General features: G+C 70.2%; 19 protein-coding genes. 9 read left to right on the top strand and 10 right to left on the bottom strand.

What is annotated here, in order from left to right; all coding sequences use genetic code 11:
- Positions 1 to 22: 22 nt before the first annotated feature.
- The 6 genes from tsaC to HNQ52_RS05060 all read right to left on the bottom strand — a co-directional run bounded on the left by tsaC (position 23) and on the right by HNQ52_RS05060 (position 7,251).
- Positions 23 to 583, bottom strand: coding sequence for an L-threonylcarbamoyladenylate synthase type 1 TsaC (gene tsaC / locus HNQ52_RS05085; protein ID WP_183960698.1), 561 nt, complete (start codon positions 581 to 583; stop codon positions 23 to 25).
- A 72-nt stretch (positions 584 to 655) separates the two neighbouring features.
- Positions 656 to 3,163, bottom strand: a complete 2,508-nt coding sequence (locus HNQ52_RS05080; RefSeq protein ID WP_183960043.1) for a DNA topoisomerase I — start codon at positions 3,161 to 3,163, stop codon at positions 656 to 658.
- A 146-nt stretch (positions 3,164 to 3,309) separates the two neighbouring features.
- Positions 3,310 to 4,311, bottom strand: a complete 1,002-nt coding sequence (locus HNQ52_RS17375) for an RDD family protein (RefSeq protein WP_183960042.1) — start codon at positions 4,309 to 4,311, stop codon at positions 3,310 to 3,312.
- Between the two features lie 69 nt (positions 4,312 to 4,380).
- Positions 4,381 to 4,860: a DUF494 family protein gene (locus tag HNQ52_RS05070; RefSeq protein WP_183960041.1), complete on the bottom strand. Its 480-nt coding sequence runs from the start codon at positions 4,858 to 4,860 to the stop codon at positions 4,381 to 4,383.
- A 42-nt stretch (positions 4,861 to 4,902) separates the two neighbouring features.
- On the bottom strand, positions 4,903 to 6,054 hold the full coding sequence (gene dprA / locus HNQ52_RS05065; protein ID WP_183960040.1) for a DNA-processing protein DprA: 1,152 nt from the start codon (positions 6,052 to 6,054) through the stop codon (positions 4,903 to 4,905).
- 54 nt (positions 6,055 to 6,108) lie between these two features.
- On the bottom strand, positions 6,109 to 7,251 hold the full coding sequence (locus tag HNQ52_RS05060) for a LysM peptidoglycan-binding domain-containing protein (RefSeq protein WP_183960697.1): 1,143 nt from the start codon (positions 7,249 to 7,251) through the stop codon (positions 6,109 to 6,111).
- 188 nt (positions 7,252 to 7,439) lie between these two features.
- Here HNQ52_RS05060 and def point away from each other — a divergent pair, with 188 nt between their 5' ends.
- The 6 genes from def (at position 7,440) to HNQ52_RS05030 (ending at position 14,589) form a co-directional block, all read left to right on the top strand.
- A complete protein-coding gene (gene def, locus HNQ52_RS05055) occupies positions 7,440 to 7,952 on the top strand; it encodes a peptide deformylase (protein ID WP_183960039.1) in 513 nt (170 codons plus the stop codon).
- A gap of 63 nt (positions 7,953 to 8,015) precedes the next feature.
- A complete protein-coding gene (gene fmt / locus HNQ52_RS05050) occupies positions 8,016 to 8,936 on the top strand; it encodes a methionyl-tRNA formyltransferase (RefSeq protein WP_183960696.1) in 921 nt (306 codons plus the stop codon).
- Positions 8,933 to 10,318, top strand: a complete 1,386-nt coding sequence (gene rsmB / locus HNQ52_RS05045; RefSeq protein WP_183960038.1) for a 16S rRNA (cytosine(967)-C(5))-methyltransferase RsmB — start codon at positions 8,933 to 8,935, stop codon at positions 10,316 to 10,318. The genes fmt and rsmB overlap by 4 nt, the downstream gene beginning before the upstream one ends.
- On the top strand, positions 10,293 to 10,781 hold the full coding sequence (locus HNQ52_RS05040) for a DUF4390 domain-containing protein (protein WP_183960037.1): 489 nt from the start codon (positions 10,293 to 10,295) through the stop codon (positions 10,779 to 10,781). Before rsmB ends, HNQ52_RS05040 begins: the two co-directional genes overlap by 26 nt.
- Positions 10,754 to 12,883 (top strand): sensor histidine kinase, encoded by a 2,130-nt coding sequence (locus tag HNQ52_RS05035; protein WP_183960036.1) that lies wholly within the window; start codon positions 10,754 to 10,756, stop codon positions 12,881 to 12,883. Before HNQ52_RS05040 ends, HNQ52_RS05035 begins: the two co-directional genes overlap by 28 nt.
- A 14-nt stretch (positions 12,884 to 12,897) precedes the next feature.
- Positions 12,898 to 14,589 carry an ArnT family glycosyltransferase gene (locus tag HNQ52_RS05030; RefSeq protein ID WP_183960035.1) on the top strand — a complete coding sequence of 564 codons (1,692 nt, stop codon included), beginning with the start codon at positions 12,898 to 12,900 and terminating at the stop codon, positions 14,587 to 14,589.
- On the opposite strand, the gene HNQ52_RS05025 is transcribed toward HNQ52_RS05030, so the two are convergent.
- On the bottom strand, positions 14,546 to 15,355 hold the full coding sequence (locus HNQ52_RS05025; RefSeq protein ID WP_183960034.1) for a glycosyltransferase family 2 protein: 810 nt from the start codon (positions 15,353 to 15,355) through the stop codon (positions 14,546 to 14,548). The genes HNQ52_RS05030 and HNQ52_RS05025 overlap by 44 nt on opposite strands.
- 71 nt (positions 15,356 to 15,426) lie before the next feature.
- Positions 15,427 to 16,341, bottom strand: a complete 915-nt coding sequence (locus HNQ52_RS05020; RefSeq protein WP_183960033.1) for a glycosyltransferase family 2 protein — start codon at positions 16,339 to 16,341, stop codon at positions 15,427 to 15,429.
- Between the two features lie 151 nt (positions 16,342 to 16,492).
- On the opposite strand from HNQ52_RS05020, the gene HNQ52_RS05015 reads away from it, so the two are divergent.
- The 3 genes from HNQ52_RS05015 (at position 16,493) to HNQ52_RS05005 (ending at position 20,837) form a co-directional block, all read left to right on the top strand.
- The gene (locus tag HNQ52_RS05015; RefSeq protein WP_183960032.1) at positions 16,493 to 17,896 is read left to right on the top strand and encodes a sigma-54-dependent transcriptional regulator; all 1,404 of its coding nucleotides are present in this window, start codon (positions 16,493 to 16,495) and stop codon (positions 17,894 to 17,896) included.
- 72 nt (positions 17,897 to 17,968) lie between these two features.
- A complete protein-coding gene (gene trkA / locus HNQ52_RS05010; protein ID WP_183960031.1) occupies positions 17,969 to 19,345 on the top strand; it encodes a Trk system potassium transporter TrkA in 1,377 nt (458 codons plus the stop codon).
- 37 nt (positions 19,346 to 19,382) lie between these two features.
- Positions 19,383 to 20,837 carry a potassium transporter TrkG gene (locus tag HNQ52_RS05005; RefSeq protein ID WP_221281950.1) on the top strand — a complete coding sequence of 485 codons (1,455 nt, stop codon included), beginning with the start codon at positions 19,383 to 19,385 and terminating at the stop codon, positions 20,835 to 20,837.
- Positions 20,838 to 21,032: 195 nt separating this feature from the next.
- Here HNQ52_RS05005 and HNQ52_RS05000 read toward each other — a convergent pair whose 3' ends face one another.
- Positions 21,033 to 22,598 carry a PH domain-containing protein gene (locus HNQ52_RS05000; RefSeq protein ID WP_183960030.1) on the bottom strand — a complete coding sequence of 522 codons (1,566 nt, stop codon included), beginning with the start codon at positions 22,596 to 22,598 and terminating at the stop codon, positions 21,033 to 21,035.
- Positions 22,579 to 23,130 carry a PH domain-containing protein gene (locus tag HNQ52_RS04995; RefSeq protein WP_246387618.1) on the bottom strand — a complete coding sequence of 184 codons (552 nt, stop codon included), beginning with the start codon at positions 23,128 to 23,130 and terminating at the stop codon, positions 22,579 to 22,581. Before HNQ52_RS04995 ends, HNQ52_RS05000 begins: the two co-directional genes overlap by 20 nt.
- Positions 23,131 to 23,170 lie beyond the last annotated feature (40 nt).

Below are 23,170 nucleotides of genomic sequence, written 5' to 3'. Positions count from 1 at the left end.
GCGGACGGGCCGGTGGCCGGGGTCAGCCGCGCAGCACGGTGCCGCTGCGCGCGTCGCGGATCGTGCTCGGTTGCGCGTCGCCGCCGGTGTCGCCCGCCACCACGCCGTCCAGCGCGGCCACGAGCTCGGGATCGAGCGCATCGATGCTGCGCGGCGCCGGCGCGCCGCTGCGGTTGGCGCTGGTCGATACCAGGGCACCGCCGAACGCCTCGCACAGCGCCGCGGCCACGGGGTGGGCGGTGACCCGCACCGCCAGCGTCGCGTGTTTGCCGCGCAACCACGTCGGCGTGTCCGGCGGGCACGGCATCAGCCAGGTGTTGGGGCCGGGCCAGCTGTCGTACACCGCGTCCAGACGCGCGGCATCGAGCGCGTCCCAGCGCACGAAGGCGTCGAGCTGCGCGCGTTGCGACGCGATGAGGATGAGCCCCTGGGCCGGATCGCGGCGCTTGATCGCCAGCAGTCGATGCACCGCCGCCGCGTCGCGCGGATCGCAGCCCAGGCCCCAGACCGATTCGGTCGGATAGGCGAGCACGCCGCCGCCGCGCAGCACGGTGGCGGCGGCGGCGGGTGCGAGGGTGTGGATCGAAGGCACGGGTCGGGACGGCGCGCGACGCCTTCGCTCAGCGAAGACGTGTGCGGTGTGCCGGAGCGCGCCTCACGCGGATGCCCGCGGCGGCGCGGCCTTCTTCGCCGGCGTCTTCTTGGCGGCCTTCTTGGCGGCTTTTTTCGCCGGCGTCTTCTTCGCCGCTTTCTTGGCCGCTTTCTTCACCGCTTTTTTTGCCGGGGCCTGTTTCGCGACGGTGACGGTCGGCGCCTTGGTCGCCTTCTTCGCCGGGGCCTTTTTCGCCACGCCCTTCCTGCCCCAGCCCTTGCGCACCGGTTTGCCGGTCGCGGCCATGAATTCCTGCGCCTCGGCCAGCGTGATCGACGCCGGCTCGCGATCCTTCGGGATCTTGCCGTTCATCTCGCCGTCGGACAGATACGGCCCGAAGCGTCCGTTCAACACCTGGATCTTCGAGCCGTCGAACGACTTGATGATGCGGTTGGCCGCGATCTCTTCCTTCTGCCGGATCAGGAACAGTGCGCGGTCGAGTTCGATCGTGTACGGATCGTCTTCCTTCGCGAGCGAGGCATACGTCGCACCGCGCTTGGCGAACGGCCCGAAGCGGCCGACGCCGACCGTCACGTCCTCCTCGCCATCCTTGCCCAGGGTGCGCGGCAGACGGAACAGCTGCAGCGCGTCTTCGAGCGTGATGGTGTGGATGCTCTGCGTCGGGCGCAGGCTGGCGAACGTGGGTTTTTCCTCGTCGTCCTTGGTACCGATCTGCGCCATCGGTCCGTAGCGGCCGAGGCGCACGCTGATCGGCTTGCCGGATTTCGGATCGGTGCCGAGCACGCGTTCGCCGGTGGCCTCGGAGCGATCCACCGACTCGCTCTTGTCCTCGACCAGCGCCTTGAACGGCTTCCAGAAGCGCGCCATCAGCGGCACCCAGTCTTCCTCGCCGCGGCTCACGGCGTCGAGTTCGTCCTCGAGCTTGGCGGTGAAGTCGTAGTCGACGTACTGGGTGAAATGGCCCGACAGGAACTTCGCCACCGCGCGGCCGACGTCGGTGGGGCGGAAGCGGCGCGCATCGAGCAGCACGTATTCGCGATTGAGCAGGGTCTGGATGATGCTGGCGTAGGTCGACGGGCGACCGATGCCGTATTCCTCCAGCGCCTTCACCAGGCTCGCTTCGGAGAAGCGCGGCGGCGGCTCGGTGAAATGCTGGTCGGTGAGGATGGACGACAGCGGGATGGCTTCGCCCTGCCGCATCGCGGGCAGCTTGCGGCCTTCGTCGTCGTCGTCCGCGGATTTCGCGTCCTTGCCTTCCTCGTACACGGCGAGGAAGCCGGGATCGACCACGGTGGTGCCCGATGCGCGGAACGCATCGTCCGGGCCCGCGGCGAGATCGACGGTAACGGTGTTGAGCGTGGCCGGAATCATCTGGCAGGCGATGGCGCGCTTCCAGATCAGTTCGTAGAGGCGCGCGCCGTCCGGATCGAGGAACGCAGCGACAGATTTGGGCGCACGCAGCGCCGAAGTCGGGCGGATCGCTTCGTGCGCTTCCTGCGCGTTTTTCGATTTCGTCTTGTATTCGTTCGCGGTGGGCGGCAACGCGTGTTCGCCGAAGTCGCGCACGATGGCCTGGCGCAGTTCCGCCACGGCTTCCTGCGACAGGTGTGTCGAGTCGGTACGCATGTAGCTGATCAGGCCGACGGTGCCCTCGTCGCCGATGGTCACGCCTTCGTACAGTTTCTGCGCCACGCGCATCGTGCGGCTGGTGGAAAAGCCGAGCTTGCGCGCGGCCTCCTGCTGCAGCGTCGAGGTGATGAACGGTGGCGACGGGCGCCGCTTGCGCTCCTTGCTCACCACCTCGCTGACGACGAGTTTGCCGCCGGCGCGCGCCAGCAGGCGCTCGCGTGCCGCTTCGGCGTCGCGCGCGTTGGTGAGGTCGAACTGTTCGAATTTCTTGCCGGCAAGTTTCAGCAGGCGCGCGGAAAACGGCTGGCTCGGATGTGCGAGCGCGGCTTCCACCGTCCAGTATTCGCGCGGCACGAAGGCTTCGATCTCTTCCTCGCGCTCCACGATCATGCGCAGCGCCGGGCTCTGCACGCGGCCGGCGGACAGGCCGCGCTGCACCTTGCGCCACAGCACCGGCGAGAGGTTGAAGCCGACGAGGTAGTCGAGCGCGCGCCGCGCCTGCTGCGCGTTGACAAGGTCGCCCGACACGCTGCGCGGCTTCGCCATCGCTTCCTTGATGGCGCGCGGCGTGATCTCGGAGAACACTACGCGTTCCAGGCTGCGGTCCTTCAGCAGGCCGCGCTCGCGCAGGATCTCGGCGATGTGCCAGCTGATGGCCTCGCCTTCGCGGTCCGGGTCGGTGGCGAGGAAGAGGTGCTCGGCGCCCTTGGCGGCCTTGGCGATCGCGTCGACGTGTTTCTCGTTGCGTTCGATCACCTCGTACTTCATCGCGAAGCCGTTGTCGGGATCGACCGCGCCTTCCTTCGGCACCAGGTCGCGCACGTGGCCGTACGAGGCGAGGACGTGGAAGTCCTTGCCGAGGTATTTGTTGATCGTCTTGGCCTTGGCCGGCGATTCGACGATGAGCAGGTTCTTGGGCATTGCGTGCAGTCGATTCCATGAGGCGCGCCGGAACAGCGCGCATGGCCGCCGGGAGCGATTTCCCGCGGCATTCCTTTTTCAGTCAAACCACGGGGTCGGGCCGGCTGTCAAGCGATTTGCGGTGCCGGCCGGGCCGGGACCTGTCCTCAGCGACACTCCGCCGGCAGCTGCCGCTCGGACAGCGACGAGGTGCAGACCCACGTCTGCTGCTCGGCCAGGTATTCGAAGGTGAGGTTGTTTTCCTCGTTCGAGCCGCCGATCGGCTGCAGCCACACCACGATGCCGCAGCCGCCGTCCTCGTACTCGTCGATGCGGTCGACGACGATGCGCGCCACCGCGGTCCCGGCGTAGTCCGCCGGCGCGGCGAAGCCCTCGCTGCGGTTGTCCGGACAGGTGCCGGTGGCTTCCAGCGCCTGCACCACGCGCTGCTTGAGCGGCGTGGCGGCGACCACCGCGGTGGCCACGCGCGCCCGCGCCGTGTAGTCGGTGTAGGCCGGCAGCGCGATCGCCGCGACAATTCCCAGCACCGCCAGGCCGCCGCACAGCACCACCACCACGAGGAAGGCGATCAGGCAGCCCGACAGCCCGCGCTGCTGGCGCTCGGGCGTGTCGGTGTAGGCCCACTTGTCGACCACGTACGTGCCCGCCACGATGTCGTGCAGCGCCTGCTTGCGCTGCGTGAACGCCGCCATCAGGAAGCCGATGTAGAGCGTGAGGTACGAGAGCGCGGCGGCAAACCAGCGCCCGAGCGCGTGCGGAAACGACAGGCGTCGGCCGTCGCGGTCGACCACCTTGATGCCCAGCGCCATCTTGCCCACGCTCGCCTGCGCCGCCGAGCTTTCCATCAGCGCGTAGTACAGCCCGGCGATGACGAAGTAGATCAGGTACATGCCCAGGTACGCGGCCACGATCCACGGCGGCGGCTCCTCGGTGTCGATGCCGCGCAGCGCATCGAAGCCGCCCGCGACGCCGAACACCAGGATCAGGACGAAAAACACCGCGTAGAACGCGCAGGCGAGGATCAGGCTGTCGAGAAACAGCGCCGCCCATCGGCGCAGGAAGCCGGCCTGCACCACGGCTGCCTCGGCCGAGGCAATGGCAGGGGGCGACGGCGGGGCCGGCGGCTGATACGGATCCATCGACGACATGTGGGCTCTTTCCCAAAAAGAACGCGCGGCTCGTGGCCGCGCGTCGTGCATTCTGACGGAACGGCGCCGTCAGTGCAGCGGTTCGCCGTCGCCTTCGAACATGTGGCTTTCCATCCACGCGAACGCCGCTTCCTGGCCGGGCTGGTTGAACAGCACCATCAGCACCACCCATTTGAGGTCGTCCAGGTCGATTTCCTCCTGGTCCAGCGCCATCACGCGATCCACCACCAGCTCGCGCTGCAGCCGGTCGAGAATGCCGTTGTGCTCCAGGAACATCAGGAAGCCGCGGCACTCGATGTCCAGGCGCGCTTCTTCGACATCCACGTAGACCCGCACCGGGCCGACGGCGATGTTCGGCAGCAGGCCGACCGCCGGCCGCTGACGTGCCAGTTCGTCGAGCCAGTCGAATGCCTTGGAGACTTCAGCGGGACTGAAACCTGCCTGGAGCAGGCCGGTCTGGAGCGAATCGCGATCGCGGACGGCGTCGGGGTCGTCGTAGAAGTAGTTCTCGAACAGGTACAGCAATACGTCCAGTATGGTCTCTTTCATCCATCCTCGGCCATGGCCGCCGACGCGGCGCGGTGTGGGACGTCAGGAACGCTGCAGCGCGTAGCGGCCGTGAGCGGCGGACACGCGTCCATCCAGTTCCATGAGCAGGAGCATGGAGGATAGGGCTTCGACGGTCAACCCGGTGCGCTCGGCGAGCACGTCGATCGCGACCGGATCGTGCCCGAGCGCCGCGTGCAGGGCGCGGTAATCCGGGTCCACGTTCTGCTGCGAGCGCAGCGGATCGTACATGCCGGTGCTGGAGCTGCCGGCATCGGCAAGGCGCGTGCGCAGGGCGTCGGCGAGCTGGCCGGCGTGCGGCGCCAGCGCCTCGACGATCTCGGGCGCACTCTCCACCAGCGCCGCGCCGTCGCGGATGAGGCGGTGGCAGCCCTTGGCGAGCGGGTTGTGGATCGATCCGGGCAGCGCGAACACCTCGCGCCCGGCTTCGGCCGCGAGCCGCGCGGTGATCAGCGCGCCGCTGCGCAGTGCCGCTTCCACCACCAGGGTGCCGAGGCTGAGCCCGGCGATGATGCGGTTGCGGCGCGGGAAATGTTCGCGTCGGGCCTCGGTGCCGGGCGGAAATTCGGTGACGATGGCGCCATGTTCGGCGATGTTGGCCGACAGTTCGCGATTGACGATCGGGTACACCAGATCTGCGCCGGTGGCGATCACCGCCAGCGTCGGGCGGCCGACGTCGAGTGCGGCGCGATGCGCCGCGGCATCGATGCCGTCGGCCAGGCCGCTGGTGACCAGCAGGCCCGAACGCGACAGGGTGCGCGAAAAGTCGCGTGCATTGGCGCGGCCGCCATCGCTCGGGTTGCGGCTGCCGACGATCGCGATCTGGGCGTGCCACAGCAGGTTCGGGTCGCCCGCCACGAACAGCGCGGCCGGCGATTGCGGGCTGCGCCGCAGCAGTTCGGGGTAGTCGGCGCTGTCCCAGGTGACGAGGTGGTGGCGCGGCTGCGCCAGCCAGGCCAGGTCCGCGTCGATCCGCGCCGCGTCCGGTGTGCGCAGCCAGTCGATCGCCGCGGCCGGAACGCCGGCGCCGCGCCACGCGATGGGGCCGGCGTCCAGCGCGCCGTCGATGCTGCCGAAGCGCTCCAGCAGATCGCGCAGCCGCACGCCGCCGATGCCCGGCGCGCGCAGCAGGCACATCCAGGCGCGGCAGGTCTGTTCGGGGTGCGGCAGCGGCATGCGGCGGAGGCGGGCCCGCCGCGGCGGAGTCCGCCCCGGCGGTGCCCGGTGGCCTCAGAGACGGTCGGGCAGCTTCAGCACATCGTCGAGCCGGGCCGGACGGATGCCGTCCATGACCAGGCCGTAGCTGACCTTGTCGAAGGTGCGGAAGATCATCACGTGCCCGACGAACTCGTCCGGCAGCTGCACCTTGTTCTTCCTGAGCCCCGCGGCGAGCGGTTGCGGATGGGCCACCTCGTCGCGCACCAGCTCGCCCGGACGCCAGATCGACAGCACGTGGCCGTTCTCGAAGCCGTCGCGCGCGCCGCCGGAAATGGCGATCACGTCGCGCGGGCCGCCGTACTGGAAGCGATCGGTGATCGCGAGCAGGCGCAGGTTGGCCGGGATGCGGTCGGGCGCGTGCGGATAGAACGTGAGATCGTAGGGCTGCGGATCGTAGGGGATCAGCAGGTCGCCCTTCTTCACTTCGCGTCCGCCCGGGGCCAGCAGCAGCGTGGCCGGATCGCCGTCGCGCGTGATGGTGCCGTCCGCGATTTCCAGCGCTTCCCAGCCCAGCACCTCGAAGCCGTTGTCGGAGGCGGCGTAATACGCCCACTCGATGCCCGAGGTGTGCGGGTCGAGCCCGCCGGCCATGGTCCAGTCGTCGCGGCGGATGCGCGGCTCGTTGGTGGCCGGGTGCGGATGGATGGCATAGCGGATGGTGGGCCGCAGCACGGCCACGCGCTGACCGGGCGCGAAATCGCCGCCGCGCACGTAGGCGACCTGGCCTTCCGCCACGCGCAGGCGGCTCTCTTCCAGGCCCACCACGTACGGCAGGTCCTTGTATTCGTCGCCGTCGAAGACATGCGCCTTCTTGAGGAAGGCTTCCACGTCGCCGAGCGGTACTGCATTGATCGGCGTTTCGTCGCGACGGATCTGCGGCTGCTTCTTGACCAGCGTCGAACGGCCGCCGAGATAGGCCAGGCTCAGCACGTCGCCCGGGTAGATCAGGTGCGGGTTCTCGACCTGCGGGTTGGCCTGCCAGATCTCCGGCCACAGCCACGGTTCGTTGAGGAAACGCGCGGAAATGTCCCACAGCGTGTCGCCACGCTGGACGGTGTACGTGTCCGGATGGTCGTCGCGCAGCTCGACAGCCGCAACGTAGCTGGCGAGGGTCAGCAGCGTCGCCCCGGAAACCGCAAGCAGTTTTTTAAACATGGCGTCCATCTATCTGATTCCCCAATCAGTTTCCCGATCAATATAGCCCAAATGTGTCGGAAGCGAAACGTATTGCCCACGACCCCGCCGGACGTCGGTGCCGGCGCCGGATTCCCGTGTAGAATCCATCACCTGCGCCACATTCGTGGCGGCTTGTAGCGCGGCCGCGATGGCCGCATGTGACGACCATGGCCAAACTCACCATCCTCGAATTTCCCGATCCGCGCCTGCGGACCGTGGCGCGTGCCGTCCGTCCGGACGAGATCGACGACGCCTTCCGCGCCCATCTCGACGCGATGTTCGAGACCATGTACGAGGCGCCGGGCATTGGTCTGGCCGCGAGCCAGGTCGACGATCACCGCCGCTACATGGTGATCGACGTGTCGGAGGACAAAAACGAACGCCGCGTCTTCATCAATCCGCAGATCGTCGCGAAGACCGGCGCGCAGGTGTACCAGGAAGGCTGCCTGTCGGTGCCGGGCATCTACGCCGACGTGACGCGTGCCGACACGATCACCGTGCAGGGCCTGGACGAATACGGCCGGGCCTTCGAGCTCGAATGCGACGGCCTGCTCGCGGTGTGCGTGCAGCACGAGATGGATCACCTCGACGGCAAGCTGTTCGTCGATTACCTGTCGCCGCTCAAGCGCGACATGGTCAAGCGCAAGCTCGAGAAGCAGCGCCGCGCCGACGCCGCCTAGCGAGGGTCCGCGGCCGCACGCGCCGCGCCCCGCCACATCCCTGTCCGGAGCACCTTCATGACCCTGCGGCTCGTCTTCGCCGGCACCCCCGAATTCGCCGTGCCGACACTGCGGGCCGCGCTGGCGTCGGGGCACGATGTCGTCGCCGTCTACACCCAGCCCGATCGTCCAGCCGGCCGCGGCCGCCAGCTCGCGCCGTCGCCGGTCAAGCAGCTCGCGCTGGCGCACGGTATCGATGTGCGCCAGCCCGAAACCCTGCGCGACACCGATGCGCAGGCAGCGCTGCAGGCACTCGCGCCGGATCTGATGATCGTCGTCGCCTACGGCCTGCTGCTGCCGCAGGCGGTGCTCGACATTCCGAAGTTCGGCGCGTGGAACGTGCATGCATCCCTGTTGCCGCGCTGGCGCGGTGCGGCGCCGATCCAGCGTGCGATCGAAGCCGGCGATCCGGCCACCGGCGTGTGCCTGATGCAGATGCGAAAAGGCCTGGACACCGGGCCGGTGCTGCTGCGCAGCGTCACGCCGATCCGCGACGCGGAGACGAGCGGCGCGCTGCACGACCGCCTCGCGACGCTCGGTGCGAACCTGGTGCGCGATGGCCTCGGCCTGCTCGGCGCCGGGCTGTTGCCGATCGCGATGCCGCAGGCATCCGAGGGCGTTGTCTACGCACACAAGCTCGACAAGGCCGAAGCGCGGCTGGACTGGACGCTGTCGGCCGATGCGCTCGCGCGCCGCGTGCGCGCGTTTTCGCCGTGGCCGGTGGCCGAAGCCGACATCGCCGGCGAGCGGGTGCGCATCCATCGCGCCACCGCGCTCGAGCGCGAGCACGACGCTGTTCCGGGCAGCGTGCTCGGCGCCGGTGTCGACGGCATCGACGTGGCCTGCGGCAGCGGCGTGTTGCGCCTGCAGTCGCTGCAGCGTGACGGCGGTCGTCCGCTCGCCGCTGCCGACTATCTCAACGCACGCCCGGGCCTGCGCGCGTGAGCGTCGAGCCGCACGGTGCCGGCGTCCGCGCCGCTGCGGCGAAGGCGATCCGCGCGGTGCGCTTCGACGGCGTGTCGCTCAAGGCCGCCTTGCCCAAGGCGCTGGCCGGGCTGCGCGATCCGCGCGACCGCGCGCTGTGCGAAGCGATCTGCTTCGAGGCCGCGCGCTGGTTGCCTCGTTACGAGGCCGTGCTGGCTCGCCTGCTCGAACGCCCGCTCGCAACGTCCGCGCGCGACGTGCACGGCCTGCTGCTCGCGGGGCTCGCCCAGCTCGATGCGATGCAGCTTGCCGACTATGCGGCGATGTCGAGCACGGTCGAGGCCGCGCGCGTGCTCGGCCAGCCGCGCCTGGTCGGCGTGGTCAACGGCGTGCTGCGACGCTTCCTGCGCGAACGCGATGCGCTCTTCGCCGCAGTCGATGCCGACCCCGCCGCGCGCCACGCGCATCCGCAGTGGCTCATCGACACGTTGCGACGCGACTGGCCCGACGCGGTCGACGCAACGCTCGCCGCCAACAATGCGCCGGCCTCGCTCTGGTTGCGCGTGAACCTTCGGCACGGCACGCGCGAGGCCTATCTCCAACGTCTGCGCGCCGAGGGCCTGGACGCCGATGCACCCGCGATCGCACCTGCTGCGTTGCGCCTGCATACCCACCTCGCGCCGACGCGGTTGCCGGGATGGGACGCCGGCGACGTGTCGGTGCAGGATCTGGCCGCGCAACTGGCCGCGCCCGCACTCGGCGTGCTGCCCGGCGAACGCGTGCTCGATGCCGGCGCCGCGCCGGGCGGCAAGACCGCGCATCTGCTCGAGACACGTCCGGACATCGAACTGGTGGCGCTCGACCGCGACACGCGGCGCCTGCAGCGCGTGGGCGAGACGCTCGCACGTCTGCGACTGAAGGCCACCGTGCAGGCGGGCGACGCGAGCGCGCCGGACGGCTGGTGGAGCGGGCGCGCCTTCGACCGCATCCTGCTCGACGCGCCGTGTTCGGGCACCGGCATCATCCGGCGCCAACCCGACATCAAGTGGCACCGCCGCGCCGCCGACATCCCCGCGCTGGTGGCGCTGCAGGCACGCCTGCTCGACGGCCTGTGGCCTTTGCTGCGCCCCGGCGGACGCCTACTCTATGCCACCTGTTCGGTTCTCAAAGACGAAAACGAGCGCCAGATCGATGCCTTCCTCGCGCGCACCCGCAGCGCCGCCGCCATCGCGCTGCCCGACCATCACGGGCGCGCCAGCGGGAGCGGGCGACAGCGCCTGCCGGGCGAGGACGGCGGCGACGGATTCTTCTACGCCGCGCTGGAGAAGCGCGGCGCGGGTACGACGGGCGGCACGGCTGCCGCTGCTGCTGGCGGTGGTGCTGCTGGCCGGGTGCCTGCGTGATACGCCCGAGCGTGCGCGTATCGTCGAGTCGCGCGTGCAGCGCACGGTGGCCGGCGCGTCGCTCGACGTGACGCAGGAGCTGCGCTTCTCGCAAACCATGCGCAAGGCGCTCGACAACGGCATCGCGTTGCGCCTGGTGTACCGCATCGACGGCTGCGGACTCGACCAGGTGACGACGTTGCGCATGCGCTACACACCGCTGAACCGGCACTACGAACTGCAGCAGGACGGGAACCCGGCGGTGCGTCGCTTCGCGCGCTCGGGCGCGCTGTTCGCCGCGCTCGATCGGGTGCGCCTGCCGCTGCGCGCGCTGCCGAAAACCGATTGCAGCGGCACCCTCGCGGTGGCGCTCGACCTGACGTCGCTGCCGACGCCGCTGCGCTTTCCCGCGTTCCTGTCCTCGGATCAATGGCGCATGGTGTCGCCGCCGGTCGCATGGCCCAGCATCTCGCCGCGCGCGTAGTCCGCCTCGTGCGGCGCGTGATCGCGCCGGCGGCGCTGATCGTGCTGCTGCTGGCCGCGATGTACCTGGCCGCGGACGCCGAAGGCCTCGGCGCGCGTTACGCGGGCTACTACCCGTACGTGTTCGTCGCAGCGGCGCTGGCGCTGGCGCTGCTGGCGCTGGCGATCATGCAGCGCCTGTGGCGCTTGCGCCGCCAGCTGCGCAGCGGCACCCCGGGCGCACGGCTGACGCGCCGCCTGCTGTTGCTGCTGGTGCTGCTCTCGCTGCCGCCGCTGCTGCTGGTGTACGGCTTCGGCGTGCGCTTCATCAACGTCACGGTGGATTCGTGGTTTCCCGCCAACAGCGCCGAGGCGCTGCGCGACGCACTCGCGCTCGGGCAACGCTACCTCGACGACCGGGTGGCGATGGCGAGCGAACGCATCGCCGACCTGGCGCAGGAGATCGACCCGTCGGTCACCGATCTGCAGCTCGACGATGCGCTCGATCGCAGCGCTGCGCTGCAGTTGACCGTGTTCGGCGCGGACGGGCGTGTGCGCGCGCTCGCCGCCGCCGAGCCCGCGCTGCTGGAACCGGCGCCACCGGACGACGACGTGCGCCTGGAGCTGGCCAACCGCGGCGTCTATGCCGCGGCCGAGACCGCCGCTGGCGGCATGCGCATCCGCGTGCTGCAGCGTCTGGACGACGATGCGATGCTGCAGGCGCTGTTCCCGCTGCCGGGCGACGCCGCGGCGCAGGCGCTGCGCGTGGAAAGCGCGGTGTACGCGCAGGAGCGCGCGCTGTTCCTGCGCGAATCGCTCAAGCTCGCGTTCACGCTGATCCTCACCTTCGTGCTGCTGCTGTCGCTGCTGGCGGCGGTGCTGGTCGCGTTCGGGCTCGCGCGGCGCCTGGTGTCGCCGATCGGGCGGCTGGCGGCGGCCACCCGCCACGTCGCCGAAGGCCGCTACGACGCACAGTTGCCCGAGGGCCAGGACGACGAACTCGGCTTTCTCGTGCAGTCGTTCAACCGCATGACGCGCGAGCTGGATCTTGCCAGTGCGCGCGCGCGCAGCAGCGCCGAGGAAACCGAACGGCAGCGCGCCTTCCTCGAAACCGTGCTGGCGCATCTGTCGTCCGGGGTCGTGGTGGTGGACGGCGAACTGCAGCTGCGCAGCGCCAACGCCGCGGCACGCACGCTGCTCGGGCTCGATGCGGATCGCGCGCTGGGCTTTCCGCTCGCGCAGTTGCGTCGGCTGCAGCCGCATGTCGGCGGGCTCGTCGATCCGCTGCTGCAGCGCCTGCGCGAAGGCGGCCGCGAGTGGCGCGACGAGGTCGCGCTCGACATCGACGGCGAGCGGCGCGTGCTGCTGCTGCGCGGCGCGCGTTTGCCCGATGCCGGCGCCGTGGCGGTGTTCGACGACACCACGGTCATCGACCGCGCGCGTCGCGATGCGGCGTGGGCGGAGGTCGCGCGGCGCCTCGCGCACGAGATCAAGAATCCGCTGACACCGATCCAGCTTGCGGCCGAGCGCCTGCGACGGCGCGTGCTGCCCAAGCTCGATGCCGAGGACGCCGACATTCTCGACCGCGCCACGCACACCATCGTGGCCCAGGTCGACGCCCTCAAGACGATGGTCAACGGCTTTGGCGACTACGCGCGGCCGCCGACGCTGCAGCTCGCGCCGCTCGATCTGAACGCGATCGCGGGCGAGGTGCTCGACCTGTACGAACACGACGGCCGGCTGCGCCTGCTGCGGCAGTTCGACCCGGGCCTGCCGCGCGTCACCGCCGACCAGGGGCGGATCCGCCAGGTGCTGCACAACCTGGTCAAGAACGCGATCGAAGCCGCCGCAAGCCGCACCCTTGCCACCATCGCGCTGAGCACGCGCCGCATCGACGACGGCGGGCGCGGCTACGTCGAGCTGGCCGTCAGCGACGACGGTCCGGGCCTGCCCGACGGCTTCGATGCCGGCTGGTTCGAGCCGTACCGCAGCACCAAGGCGCGCGGCAGCGGGCTCGGCTTGGCGATCGTGGCGAAGATCGCGCAGGAACACGGCGGACGGCTCGATGCCTCCAGCCGGCCCGAAGGCGGCGCCCGCTTCGCGCTACGCTTGCCGCTGGCCTGACCTGCGTCGCCACCATGCAGCTCATCACTCGACACACCCGCCGCGACCTGTGGATCTTCTTCGGCCTGGCGCTGCTGGTGGTCGGAAGCGGCATCGGGCTGCGCGATCCGTGGCCGGCGGACGAACCGCGTTTCGCGCTCGTCGCGCGCACGATGGTGGAAAGCGGCGACTGGCTCTTCCCGCATCGCGGCGACGAGCTGTACTCGGACAAGCCGCCGATGTTCATGTGGCTGCAGGCGGCCGCCTACAGCGTGCTGCGCGAGTGGCGCATCGCCTTTCTGCTGCCGTCGCTGCTGGCTGCGCTCGGCACGCTGTGGCTGACCTACGACATCGGCCGCCGGCTGCGCGGCCACAGCATCGGGCTGTACGGCGGCTACGCGCTGCTGTTCGCGCTGCAGTTCGCGTGGCAGTTCAAGAAGGCGCAGATCGATCCGGTGGTGGTGTTCTTCATCACGCTCGCCAACTGGGGGCTGCTGCAGCATTTCCTGCTCGGACCGGACACGCGGCGGTTGTATCTGGGCTGGTTCGCGGCCGGGCTCGGCACCATCACCAAGGGCGTCGGCGCGATCGCGCTGTTGATGGGGCTGCCGTACCTGTTCGCGCGCTGGCGCGGCTGGCGCGGGCTCGCGCCGGCCGCGCGCGGCCATGCCTGGGTGGCCGCGCCGCTGCTGTTCGTCGCCGCGGCGGCGCTGTGGTTGCTGCCGATGCTGCTCGCCGTCTGGCGCAGCGACGATCCCGCGCTGCACGCCTACGCCGACGACATCCTGCTGCGCCAGACCGCGGAGCGCTACGCAAAATCCTGGGATCACCACCAGCCTGCGTGGTATTTCGTCCAGGTCGCCCTGACGATGTGGATGCCGCTGGTGCTGGCGCTGCCGTGGGCGCTGCCGGCGTGGTGGCGGCGCCTGCGCCGCCGCGATGCGCGCACGCTGCTGCCGCTCGCGTGGGTGCTGCTGGTGCTGCTGTTTTTCTCGATTCCCGACGGCAAGCGCGATCTGTACATCCTGCCGGCGCTGCCGATGTTCTGCGTGGCGCTCGGGCCGCTGCTGCCGGGGCTGCTGCGCAAGCGTGCGTTGCGCTGGCTCGTCTTCGGCTTTGTCGTGCTGTTCGGGTTGGTGCCGTTGGCGGCGGGCACGGCCGCATTGCTGGGCGAACCGCGCTTCGAGTCGCGTCTCGCGCTCGAGCGTGGCTTCGCCGCCGACTTCTACGCCCCGTGGTGGATGCTCGCCACGCTGGGTGCGGCCGTGCTCGCGTGCGCCGCGTGGTTCCGGCCGCGCCGTGCGATCGCGGCCTTGCTGTGTTCGCTGACGCTGGCCTGGTGCGTGGTGGGCCTGTGGGCCCAGCCGATGCTCGACGCGAGCAGTTCGGCACGCGAACTGATGCAGGACGTGGGACGCCTGATCGGCCCCGACGCCGAGCTGGGTCTGGTTGCCTGGCGCGAGCAGAACCTGCTGCAGGCCGATCGGCCGGCGACGACGTTCGGCTTCAAGCGCCCGTTCCGCGAGCAGAAGCGTGCCGCCATCGCGTGGCTCGCGGAGGCGCCGTCGTCGCGTCGCGTGCTGATCCAGGAAACCGCGATGGGCGACTGCGTCGATCCCGCGCGCGCCGTGCGCGTGGGTCAGGCCAATCGCCGCACCTGGTGGGTGTTCGGGATGGAGGCGGTCACGGTGTCGTGCCGCCCGGCGGCAGGCGATCCCGCGCGCTGATCGGCAGACCGCGCTCGAGCAGCCACAGCTTGAGGAATTTCTGCCGCACGTAGTTCATCTCGATGCAGGCGATCGCGAATCCGCGCCAGCCTTCGAGCAGTCCGCGCTTGAGCACCAGATCGCGGAAGCCGCGCCACAGCGGGCTCAACGCCAGGTGCCACCAGCGTGCGCGGCGGCCCTCCGCGTGCAGCGCGCGCGCCATCAGTTCGGCGTATCGTTCCAGCCGCGCGATCTGGTCGGCGAGATCGCGGTACGAATGGTGCTCGATGTCGCCTGACAGCGCCGTCACCGGGCCGTCGGCGACCATCTTCTCGTGGATTTCGCGGCCGCCCCAGCGCGCGCGGCGACGGTCCACGAGGCGCAGCTTGCGGTCCGGGTACCAGCTTCCGTGCCGGATCATGCGGCCGAAATATTCGGTGCAGCGCGGCATCGAATAGCCCGCGGTGCCGGCATCGAAACCGCGCGCGCGGACCGCTTCGACCTCCCGCCGCAACGCGTCGCTCACGACCTCGTCGGCGTCCAGGCTCAGCACCCAGTCGTGCGCGCAGGCTTCGAGCGCGAACTGCTTCTGCGCGCGGTAGCCCGGCCAGTCGCGCACGATCACGCGTGCGCCGTGCGCGGCGGCGATCTCGCGGGTGGCGTCGGTCGAGTGCGAATCGACCACGACGATTTCGTCGCAGAACGCCAGCGACGCCAGGCACGCGGCGATGCGATCGGCTTCGTTGAATGCGACGATGCAGGCGCTCAGCGGCGCGGGTGTGGCCATGGGATCGGAGCTTGCGGTCGGAGCGCGGCGTCCGGCAAGCGCCGCGCGGCGGAACGATGGCGACCGTACGGCTACAGGGCGGCGGCGCGGGCGTGCAGCGGTTCGATGCCGCTGTAGGACAGCGGAACCTCGAGCGCGGCACGGTCGCGCAGGTCGGCCGGCGGCGCGCGTTCGAACTCCGCCAGGTGCCCGTCGATGCCGGACTCGCAACGCGTCAGGCGGCGCGCCCGGGTGTCGGCGAGATAGACATCGTTCGGGCTGGCACCGTCGTCGTGCCGCACGGTGTGGTGCAGGTGCGTGGCGAGGCCGCCGTAACGCAGCAGGCGGCGCGGGATGCCGCAATGGAACAGGCGTGCGGCGATCTCGTCGTCCTCGCGTCCCCAGCCCTGCATGCGCTCGTCGAAGCCGTTGACGCGCAGCAGATCGGCGCGCCAGTAACCCTGGTTGCAGCTCTTGATGCAGGCCGGGCTCGTTTTCTGGCTGATCGCAAGCTGCAGCCTGGCAAGAAGCGGGACGCGCAGGGTGTGGCGGCGCCGTTTGAGATCGGGAAACAGCAGGCCGGGCTCGAAGATGCGTTCGCGGCGCATGCGTGCCGACGCGTCCGGCCCGGCGAACAGGCGCGAGCCCTGCACGAACGTACCGGGTTTGGCCGCAGCCAGATGGTCCGCGATGAAATGCCGGTGCATGACCATGTCGCCGTCGAGGATCACGACGTAGTCGCTCCGCGCCGCGGCGATGGCGCGATTGCGCGACCGCGCGGCACGGAAACCGTCGTCGGGCTGCCACACGTGCCGCAATGGCACCGGAAAGTCGACTGCCGCGGCCTGCAGCGCCGCGCGCGTGGGCTCGCCGGAGCCGTCGTCGGCCACCAGCACCTCGTCCGGCAGGCGGCTTTGCCGACGCGCGCTGTCGAGCACGAAGGCGAGCGCCTCGGGCCAGTTGTAGGTGGTGACGACCAGGCTGACGGACGCGGGCACGGCGGGCATGGGGAATCCGGACGTAAAAAACGGCCGAACGCTATCAGCCCCCGTCTGAACGCTCGATGGGGCGCAGTCTACACCGCGTGCGACGAATCGCCGCCCTTGTCGGTCCCGCGCAACGAACGCAGACTAGACGCCCGTTCAGGCCCGATGTCCGATGTCCGCAACCGCCCGTCCTGCCGCCCGCATCCTCGTCGTCGACGACGAACCCGATATCCGCAGCGGCGTGCGCGACATCCTCGAGGACGAGGGCTACGCGGTCGCGCTGGCGGCGGACGCGGCCGAGGCGCGCGCCGCGCTGGCCGGCGCCGGCGTGCCATTCGACGCGGTGCTGCTCGACATCTGGATGCCCGGCACCGACGGCATCGCGCTGCTGCGCGAGTGGGTGGCGGCCGGGCCGCTGCCGCAACCGGTGGTGATGATGTCCGGGCACGGCACGGTGGAGACCGCCGTCGAGGCCACGCGCCTGGGCGCCTACGATTTCATCGAGAAGCCGCTGGCGCTGGCCAAGTTGCTGATCACGCTCGAACGCGCGCTCGAGGCGCAGACGCTGCGTACCGCGAATCTGGAGCTGCGCCGGCAGGTGCAGCCGCAGTTCGAACCCACCGGGCAGTCGCCCGCCCTGCGGCAGCTGCTGGTCCAGCTCGAACGCGTGGCGGACCACGATGCGCCCATCCTGCTGCGCGGCGAACCGGGCACCGGCAAGGAAGCCCTGGCACGGTGGATGCACGGACGCAGCGCACGGCGCGACCGCGCCTTCGTCACCGTCGCCGCCGGCGCCATCCCGAACGAGCAGGCCGCCGTCACCCTGTTCGGCAGCGAGGGCGACGGCGGCATCTCGGCCGGTCTGCTCGAACAGGCGCAAGGCGGCACCGTGTATCTGGACGAGGTGGCCGAACTCGGCGCGGAACTGCAGCTGCGCCTGTCCAGCGTGCTCGAGCGGCGGCAGCTGCTGCGCCTCGGTGGCCGCACGCCGCTGCCGCTGGACGTGCGGGTGGTCGCCGCCAGCGCGCACGACCTGGAGGCCCAGCGCGCCGCCGGAACGCTGCGCGACGAACTCTATTTCCAGCTCAACGTGCTGCCGATCCGCGTGCCGCCGCTGCGCGAGCGGCTCGGCGACGTCCCGGCGCTGGTGCAACACTTCGCCGCGTTCTACGCCGCCCGCGACCGCCTGCCGCCGCGCCGTTTCGGTGCGGCCGTGCTGCAGCGCCTGGGCGCGCACCACTGGCCCGGGAACGTGCGCGAAGTGCGCGCGCTGGCGCAGCGGCTGGCGGTGCTCGGCAGCGGCGAGGTGGCGCTCGACGAACTCGATCCGGCCCTCGGCGGCGCCGCGCCCGCGCGCGCGCCGGAGCCGTCGGTGGACGGCGGCTTCCCGATCGACACCGCGCTCCCGCTGCGCGAGGCGCGCGACAACTTCGAGCGTGCGTATCTGCTGCGGCAGCTCGCGCAGGCCGGCGGCAGCGTCGGCAAGCTCGCTAGAATGAGCGGCATGGAACGCACCCATCTGTATCGCAAGCTGCGCGACCTGGGCATCGACGCGAAATCGTCGAAGGATGCGTAGCGTGATTGCCGCTGCGTTCTTGTCGCATCGGACTGCCGCTCGCGCGATGCGCACGTCGATCGGCCGGGGCCCGTGAAGATCCTCATCCTCGGCGCGGGGCAGGTCGGTTCGTCCGTCGCCGCCGCGCTCGCGTCGGAAAACAGCGACATCACCGTGGTCGATGTCGACGTCGGCCGGCTGCGCGATCTCGCCGAGCGGCTGGACCTGCGCACCGTGGTCGGGCACGCCTCGCTGCCGAGCGTGCTCGGGCATGCGGGGGCCGAGGATGCCGATCTCGTCATCGCGGTCACCTCGAGCGACGAGGTTAATCTCATCGCGTGCCAGGTCTGCGACACGGTGTTCAAGACGCCGACCAAGATCGCGCGCCTGCGCGAGATGGAATACCTGCAGCATCCGGAACTGATTCACCGCGGGCGCTCGTCGGTGGACGTGGCGATCAGCCCCGAGGCGCTCGTGTGCCAGCACGTGCAGCGCCTCATCGAATACCCGGGCGCGCTGCAGGTGCTCGATTTCGCCGACGGCCGCGCCCAGCTGGTGGCGGTGCGCGCGGTGCTCGGCGGCGCGCTGGTCGGGCACCAGATCAAGGAGCTGCGCGCGCACCTGCCGGTCGGCGTCGACGCACGCGTGGCCGCGATCTTCCGCGCCGGCGCGCCGATCCTGCCGCAGGGCAACACCGTGATCGAGGTCGACGACGAGGTCTTCTTCCTCGCCGACCGTCGCAACATCCGCACCGTGATGGCCGAGCTGCGGCGGCAGGAGAAGCCGGTGAAGCGCATCTTCATCGCCGGCGGCGGCAACATCGGCCGCTCGCTCGCCAAGACGCTCGAAGCGCAGTTCAGCGTGAAGATCCTCGAACGCTCGCGCGAACGCGCCAAGAGCATCGCCGAGGACCTGACCAACTCCATCGTGCTGGTCGGCGACTGCGCCGACGAGGACCTGCTGCGCGAGGAGAACATCGACCAGACGGACGTCTACTGCGCGCTCACCAACGACGACGAGGCCAACATCCTTTCCGCGATGCTGGCCAAGCGTATGGGCTGTCCGCGCGTGATTTCTCTGATCAACCGGCCGGCGTACGCGGAGCTGGTCGAAGGCGGCAGCATCGACATCGCGGTGAGCCCGCAGCAGGTCACGCTCGGTGCGCTGCTGACCTACATCCGCCAGGGCACGATGGTGCGCGTGCACAGCCTGCGGCGCGGCATGGCCGAGGCGATCGAGGCGGTGGCGGTGGGCGACCGCCGCACCTCGAAGGTGATCGGGCGCGGTATCGAGGAACTGGAGCTGCCGCCGGCCGCGACCATCGGCGGCCTCGTGCGCGGCGAGAAGCTGCTGATCGCACACCACGACGTGATCGTGGAACCGAACGACCACGTGATCGTGTTCCTGATGGACAAGCGCCAGCTGCCGCAGGTGGAAGCCTTGTTCCGGGCGGACGCAACGTGGATCTGAGCACCGCGCCGCGGCGCCGCACGGCGGGGCGCGCGGCATGAGCATGCGGTTCAAGGCGATCCAGCGCATCCTGGGCGCGCTCGTCGGGCTGTCGTCGCTGTTCTCGCTGCCTGCGCTGGCGCTGGCGCTCGCGTTCGACGAACACACCGCGCAGGCCTTCCTCGACAGCTTCCTCGCCGCCGCCGCGATCGGCTTCGTGCTGTGGTGGCCGGTGCGCCGCGTGCATTACGAGCTGCGCCTGCGCGACGGATTCTTCATCACCACCGGCGCATGGGTGCTGGCCTCGCTGGTGGCGGCACTGCCGTTCACGCTGGCGCCGCCCTACCTCTCCTACGTCGACGCGGTGTTCGAGGCCGTGTCCGGGCTCACCACCACCGGCGCCACCACCATCGTCGGGCTCGATGCGCTGCCGCGCAGCGTGCTGTTCTACCGGCAATCGCTCAATTTCTACGGCGGCATGGGCATCGTGGTGCTGGCCGTGGCCATCATGCCGATGCTCAAGGTCGGCGGCACGCAGCTGTTCCGCGCCGAGAGCAGCGGGCCGACCAAGGACAGCAAGCTCACCCCGCGCATCGCCGAAACGGCCAAGGCGCTGTGGATGATCTACCTCGGGCTCAACCTTGCGTGCGCGCTCGCGTACTGGGGCGCGGGCATGACGCCGTTCGACGCCGTCTCGCATGCGATGTCGACCGTCGCCACGGCCGGCTTCTCCACCCACGACGCGAGTTTCGGCCACTGGGACAGCGCGATGGTCGACACGATCGCGATCGTGTTCATGATGATCGGCGGGGTGAACTTCGGCCTGCACTTCGTCGCGTGGCGGCGCGCCACGGTGGCGCCATACCAGCACGACACCGAGCTGAAGTCCTACGCCTTCATCCTCGGCGGCGTGACGCTGGCGGTGACGCTCACGGTATGGCTGGGCGGCACCTTCGATGGCCTCGCGTCCTCGTTCCGGCACGCGGCCTTCCAGACCGTGTCCAACATGACCACCACCGGCTTCACCAACACCGGCTTTCCCGAATGGCCGTCGTTCGCGCCGCTGCTGCTGATCATGGTGGCCTTCATCGGCGGATCGAGCGGGTCCACCTCCGGCGGCATGAAGGTGGCACGCGTGGTGATGGCCTTGCGCCAGGGGCTGCGCGAGGTGCGTCAGCTGGTGCACCCGAAAGGCCAGTTTCTCGTGAAGATGGGTGGCAGGCGCGTGTCCGAGAGCATCGTGCTGTCGGTCGGCGGCTTCTGCACCCTGTACGTGCTGTGTTTCCTCGCGGTGATGCTGGCCCTCGCCGGCACCGGCGTGGACCTCGTCACCGCGTTCGCGGCGGCCGCCACGTGCATCAACAACCTCGGCCCGGGGCTGGGCGATGTGGCGGTGCATTTCGGCGACCTGTCCGACACCGCCGTGTGGATCTGTTCGTTCGCGATGATCCTCGGACGTCTGGAAGTGTTCACCGTGCTGGTGCTGCTGACGCCGTCGTTCTGGCGGGAGTAGCGGGAAGATTGCGATGCCCGTCCCTCATCCGCCTGCCGGCACCTTCTCCCGGCGGGAGAAGGAACCCATGCTGCACGCTAGAGGCGAGCCGAAACGACGCGATAGTCCGCAACGCGCCGGTCTGAAATCCTTCTCCCGTGGGGAGAAGGTGCCGGCAGGCGGATGAGGGATGAGCCTTCCAGGCCAACACAGCCATCACCACCGAAGCGCCGAACGCGCAATCTGCGGTGCGAGTTGTGCATACAACGCGCGCGCGTCGCTCTCGGGAAGGTAGTGCAGGTCGAGCCGATGCCCGAACGGGCTCGCGCCGGCGGTGTCGGCGCTGAGCGAGGCCATGCCGCGGCGGCGATCGAACGGCGACTGCGTCAGCTGCAGGCCCTGCAATTTTGCGATTTCCGCAAACGAGACCCGGCGGTCGAGCCAGCCGCTGCGCCACGCCAGCACCCGATCGGTCACGGCCCAGCCCGACGCGCGCGCGATGCGGTGCGCGCGATACAGCCACCACGGCACGGTCAGCAGCGGCAGCAGGCCCCAGGCGCCGATCCGCCAGCACAGGGGGACGCACAGCGCGATGCTGACCAGCACCGGCCAGAACGCGATGCGACGCCACGCGCCCGGATGCAGCGGCTGCCACTGCAGCGCATCCAGCCGCAGCCAGGGCAGCCAGCGGGCCAGCAGCGCGTCGATCACGGCAGGCGGCGCGATCGGGGCGAGGTCGCTCAGGCCCTGGGTCTCGTTCATCGCCTGCATCGCGGCGGTCTCCACCTTGAGGCTGCGGCGCGCGAACAGACGCAACAGCCAACTCTCGCGCAGCGTCCAGTGCTGGATCTTGCGCAATGCCGCGTTGCTGCGGATGCGCGTGAGCAGGCCGGCTTCCACGCTCAGGCGTGAATCCAGTTCGCCGAGGCGGAAGCCGTGGAACTGCAGCACCGTCAGCGCCACCGACACCAAGCGCAGCGCGGCGACGAGAGCCAGCGCCAGCAGCGGCACCACCACCAGCCACTGCAGCAGGCCAAGATGCAGCCCCGCGGCATAGCCGAACAGCCCCCTGGCCGTGTCGCCCACGAGGTTGCCGAAGCCGCTCGAGTCCATCTGCGAAAACACGCCGAAGCCCGCCGCACCCAGCACCAGGCCGCGGTTCGAGGTGAGGCCCAACTTGATCAGCTCGATCAGCGGCAGTTCCAGCAGCGTTTCGCCCTGCGGGGCAGCCTCGGCCTCGATGTCCGCGTCCGCCGGCGCGTCGTCGCGGCTGGCACGCACCAGCGTCTCCAGCGCCGCCGCGTCGGCCATCGACAGCACGCGCATCTGCGCCTCGGCCGAGACGCCGCCGACGGCCGATTCGAGTTTGACCTCCGCCACCCCGAACGCGCGGTGCAGCAGGTTGCGGCGCAGCGCCACGTTCTGGATACGCGCCAGCGGCAGGTGGCGCACGTTGCGGCTGACGAGGCCGGAGCGGATCACCAGTTCGCTGGCATCGATGCGAAAACGGTACGTGTAGTACTGGATCACCGCGACGAGCGTGAGCGCGCCGGCCGCGAACATGCCGAGGAACTCCCACGAATCCCCGCCGCGTCCGAACACCAGCAGCGCGATCAGCGGCAGCGCGAAGCTGCGCAGCTGCGCCAGCAGCACGAACAGCCACGACAGCGGGTGCAGGCGCCGCTCGCGCCCGGCGCCGAGGGCCGCGCTGGCCTGCGCCGGCGCGATCGGCGGCGCATCGGCCGGCGCGCCCGGCGGCGGGTCAGACGGCGTCGTCGTCATCGCTCACCAGCGCGTCGCGCAGCTCCACCGCGCGGGCGTCGGGCAGGCCGTCCAGACCGACCGACGCGAGCTTGGTGCCGGCGGTGTAGACCTTCAGCGTCGCAAGGCCGAATTGCCGATCGAGCGGTCCGCGATTGAGATCGGTGTGCTGCACGCGCGAGCGCGGAATCAGCGTTTCGCTGCGCCAGAACACGCCGCGCCGGATGCGCAGGCCGTCGGCGGCGAGCGCGAAGCGGGTGCGGCGGAAGCGTGCCACCGCGTACCGCCACGACAGCGCAGCCACGCCGACCAGGCCGAGTAAGAACAGCGCCATCTTGCCGAGCACGCCGACGCCGCCCGAATCCCACGCGGCAAGCGTCACTGCCGCGAGCGGTACATACGGAAGGCCGAATCCGGTGAGCGCGCCGAGCGCCATGCCGTAACGCGCGTACGGATGCAGCGGCTCCCAGACGATCGCATCGGGTGCCGGCACGTCGCCGTGCGTGCGGGCGGCGTCGGGTGCGACGTTCGGGTCGGGCGTGGTTTCGCTCATGCAGCCTCAGGACGGGGGCGGTGCGCGGCTGTGACCGCCG

The sequence above is a fragment of the Chiayiivirga flava genome (assembly GCF_014202825.1).
Lineage (GTDB): Bacteria > Pseudomonadota > Gammaproteobacteria > Xanthomonadales > Xanthomonadaceae > Chiayiivirga > Chiayiivirga flava.
This window is presented reverse-complemented; position numbering and strand designations above follow the sequence as displayed.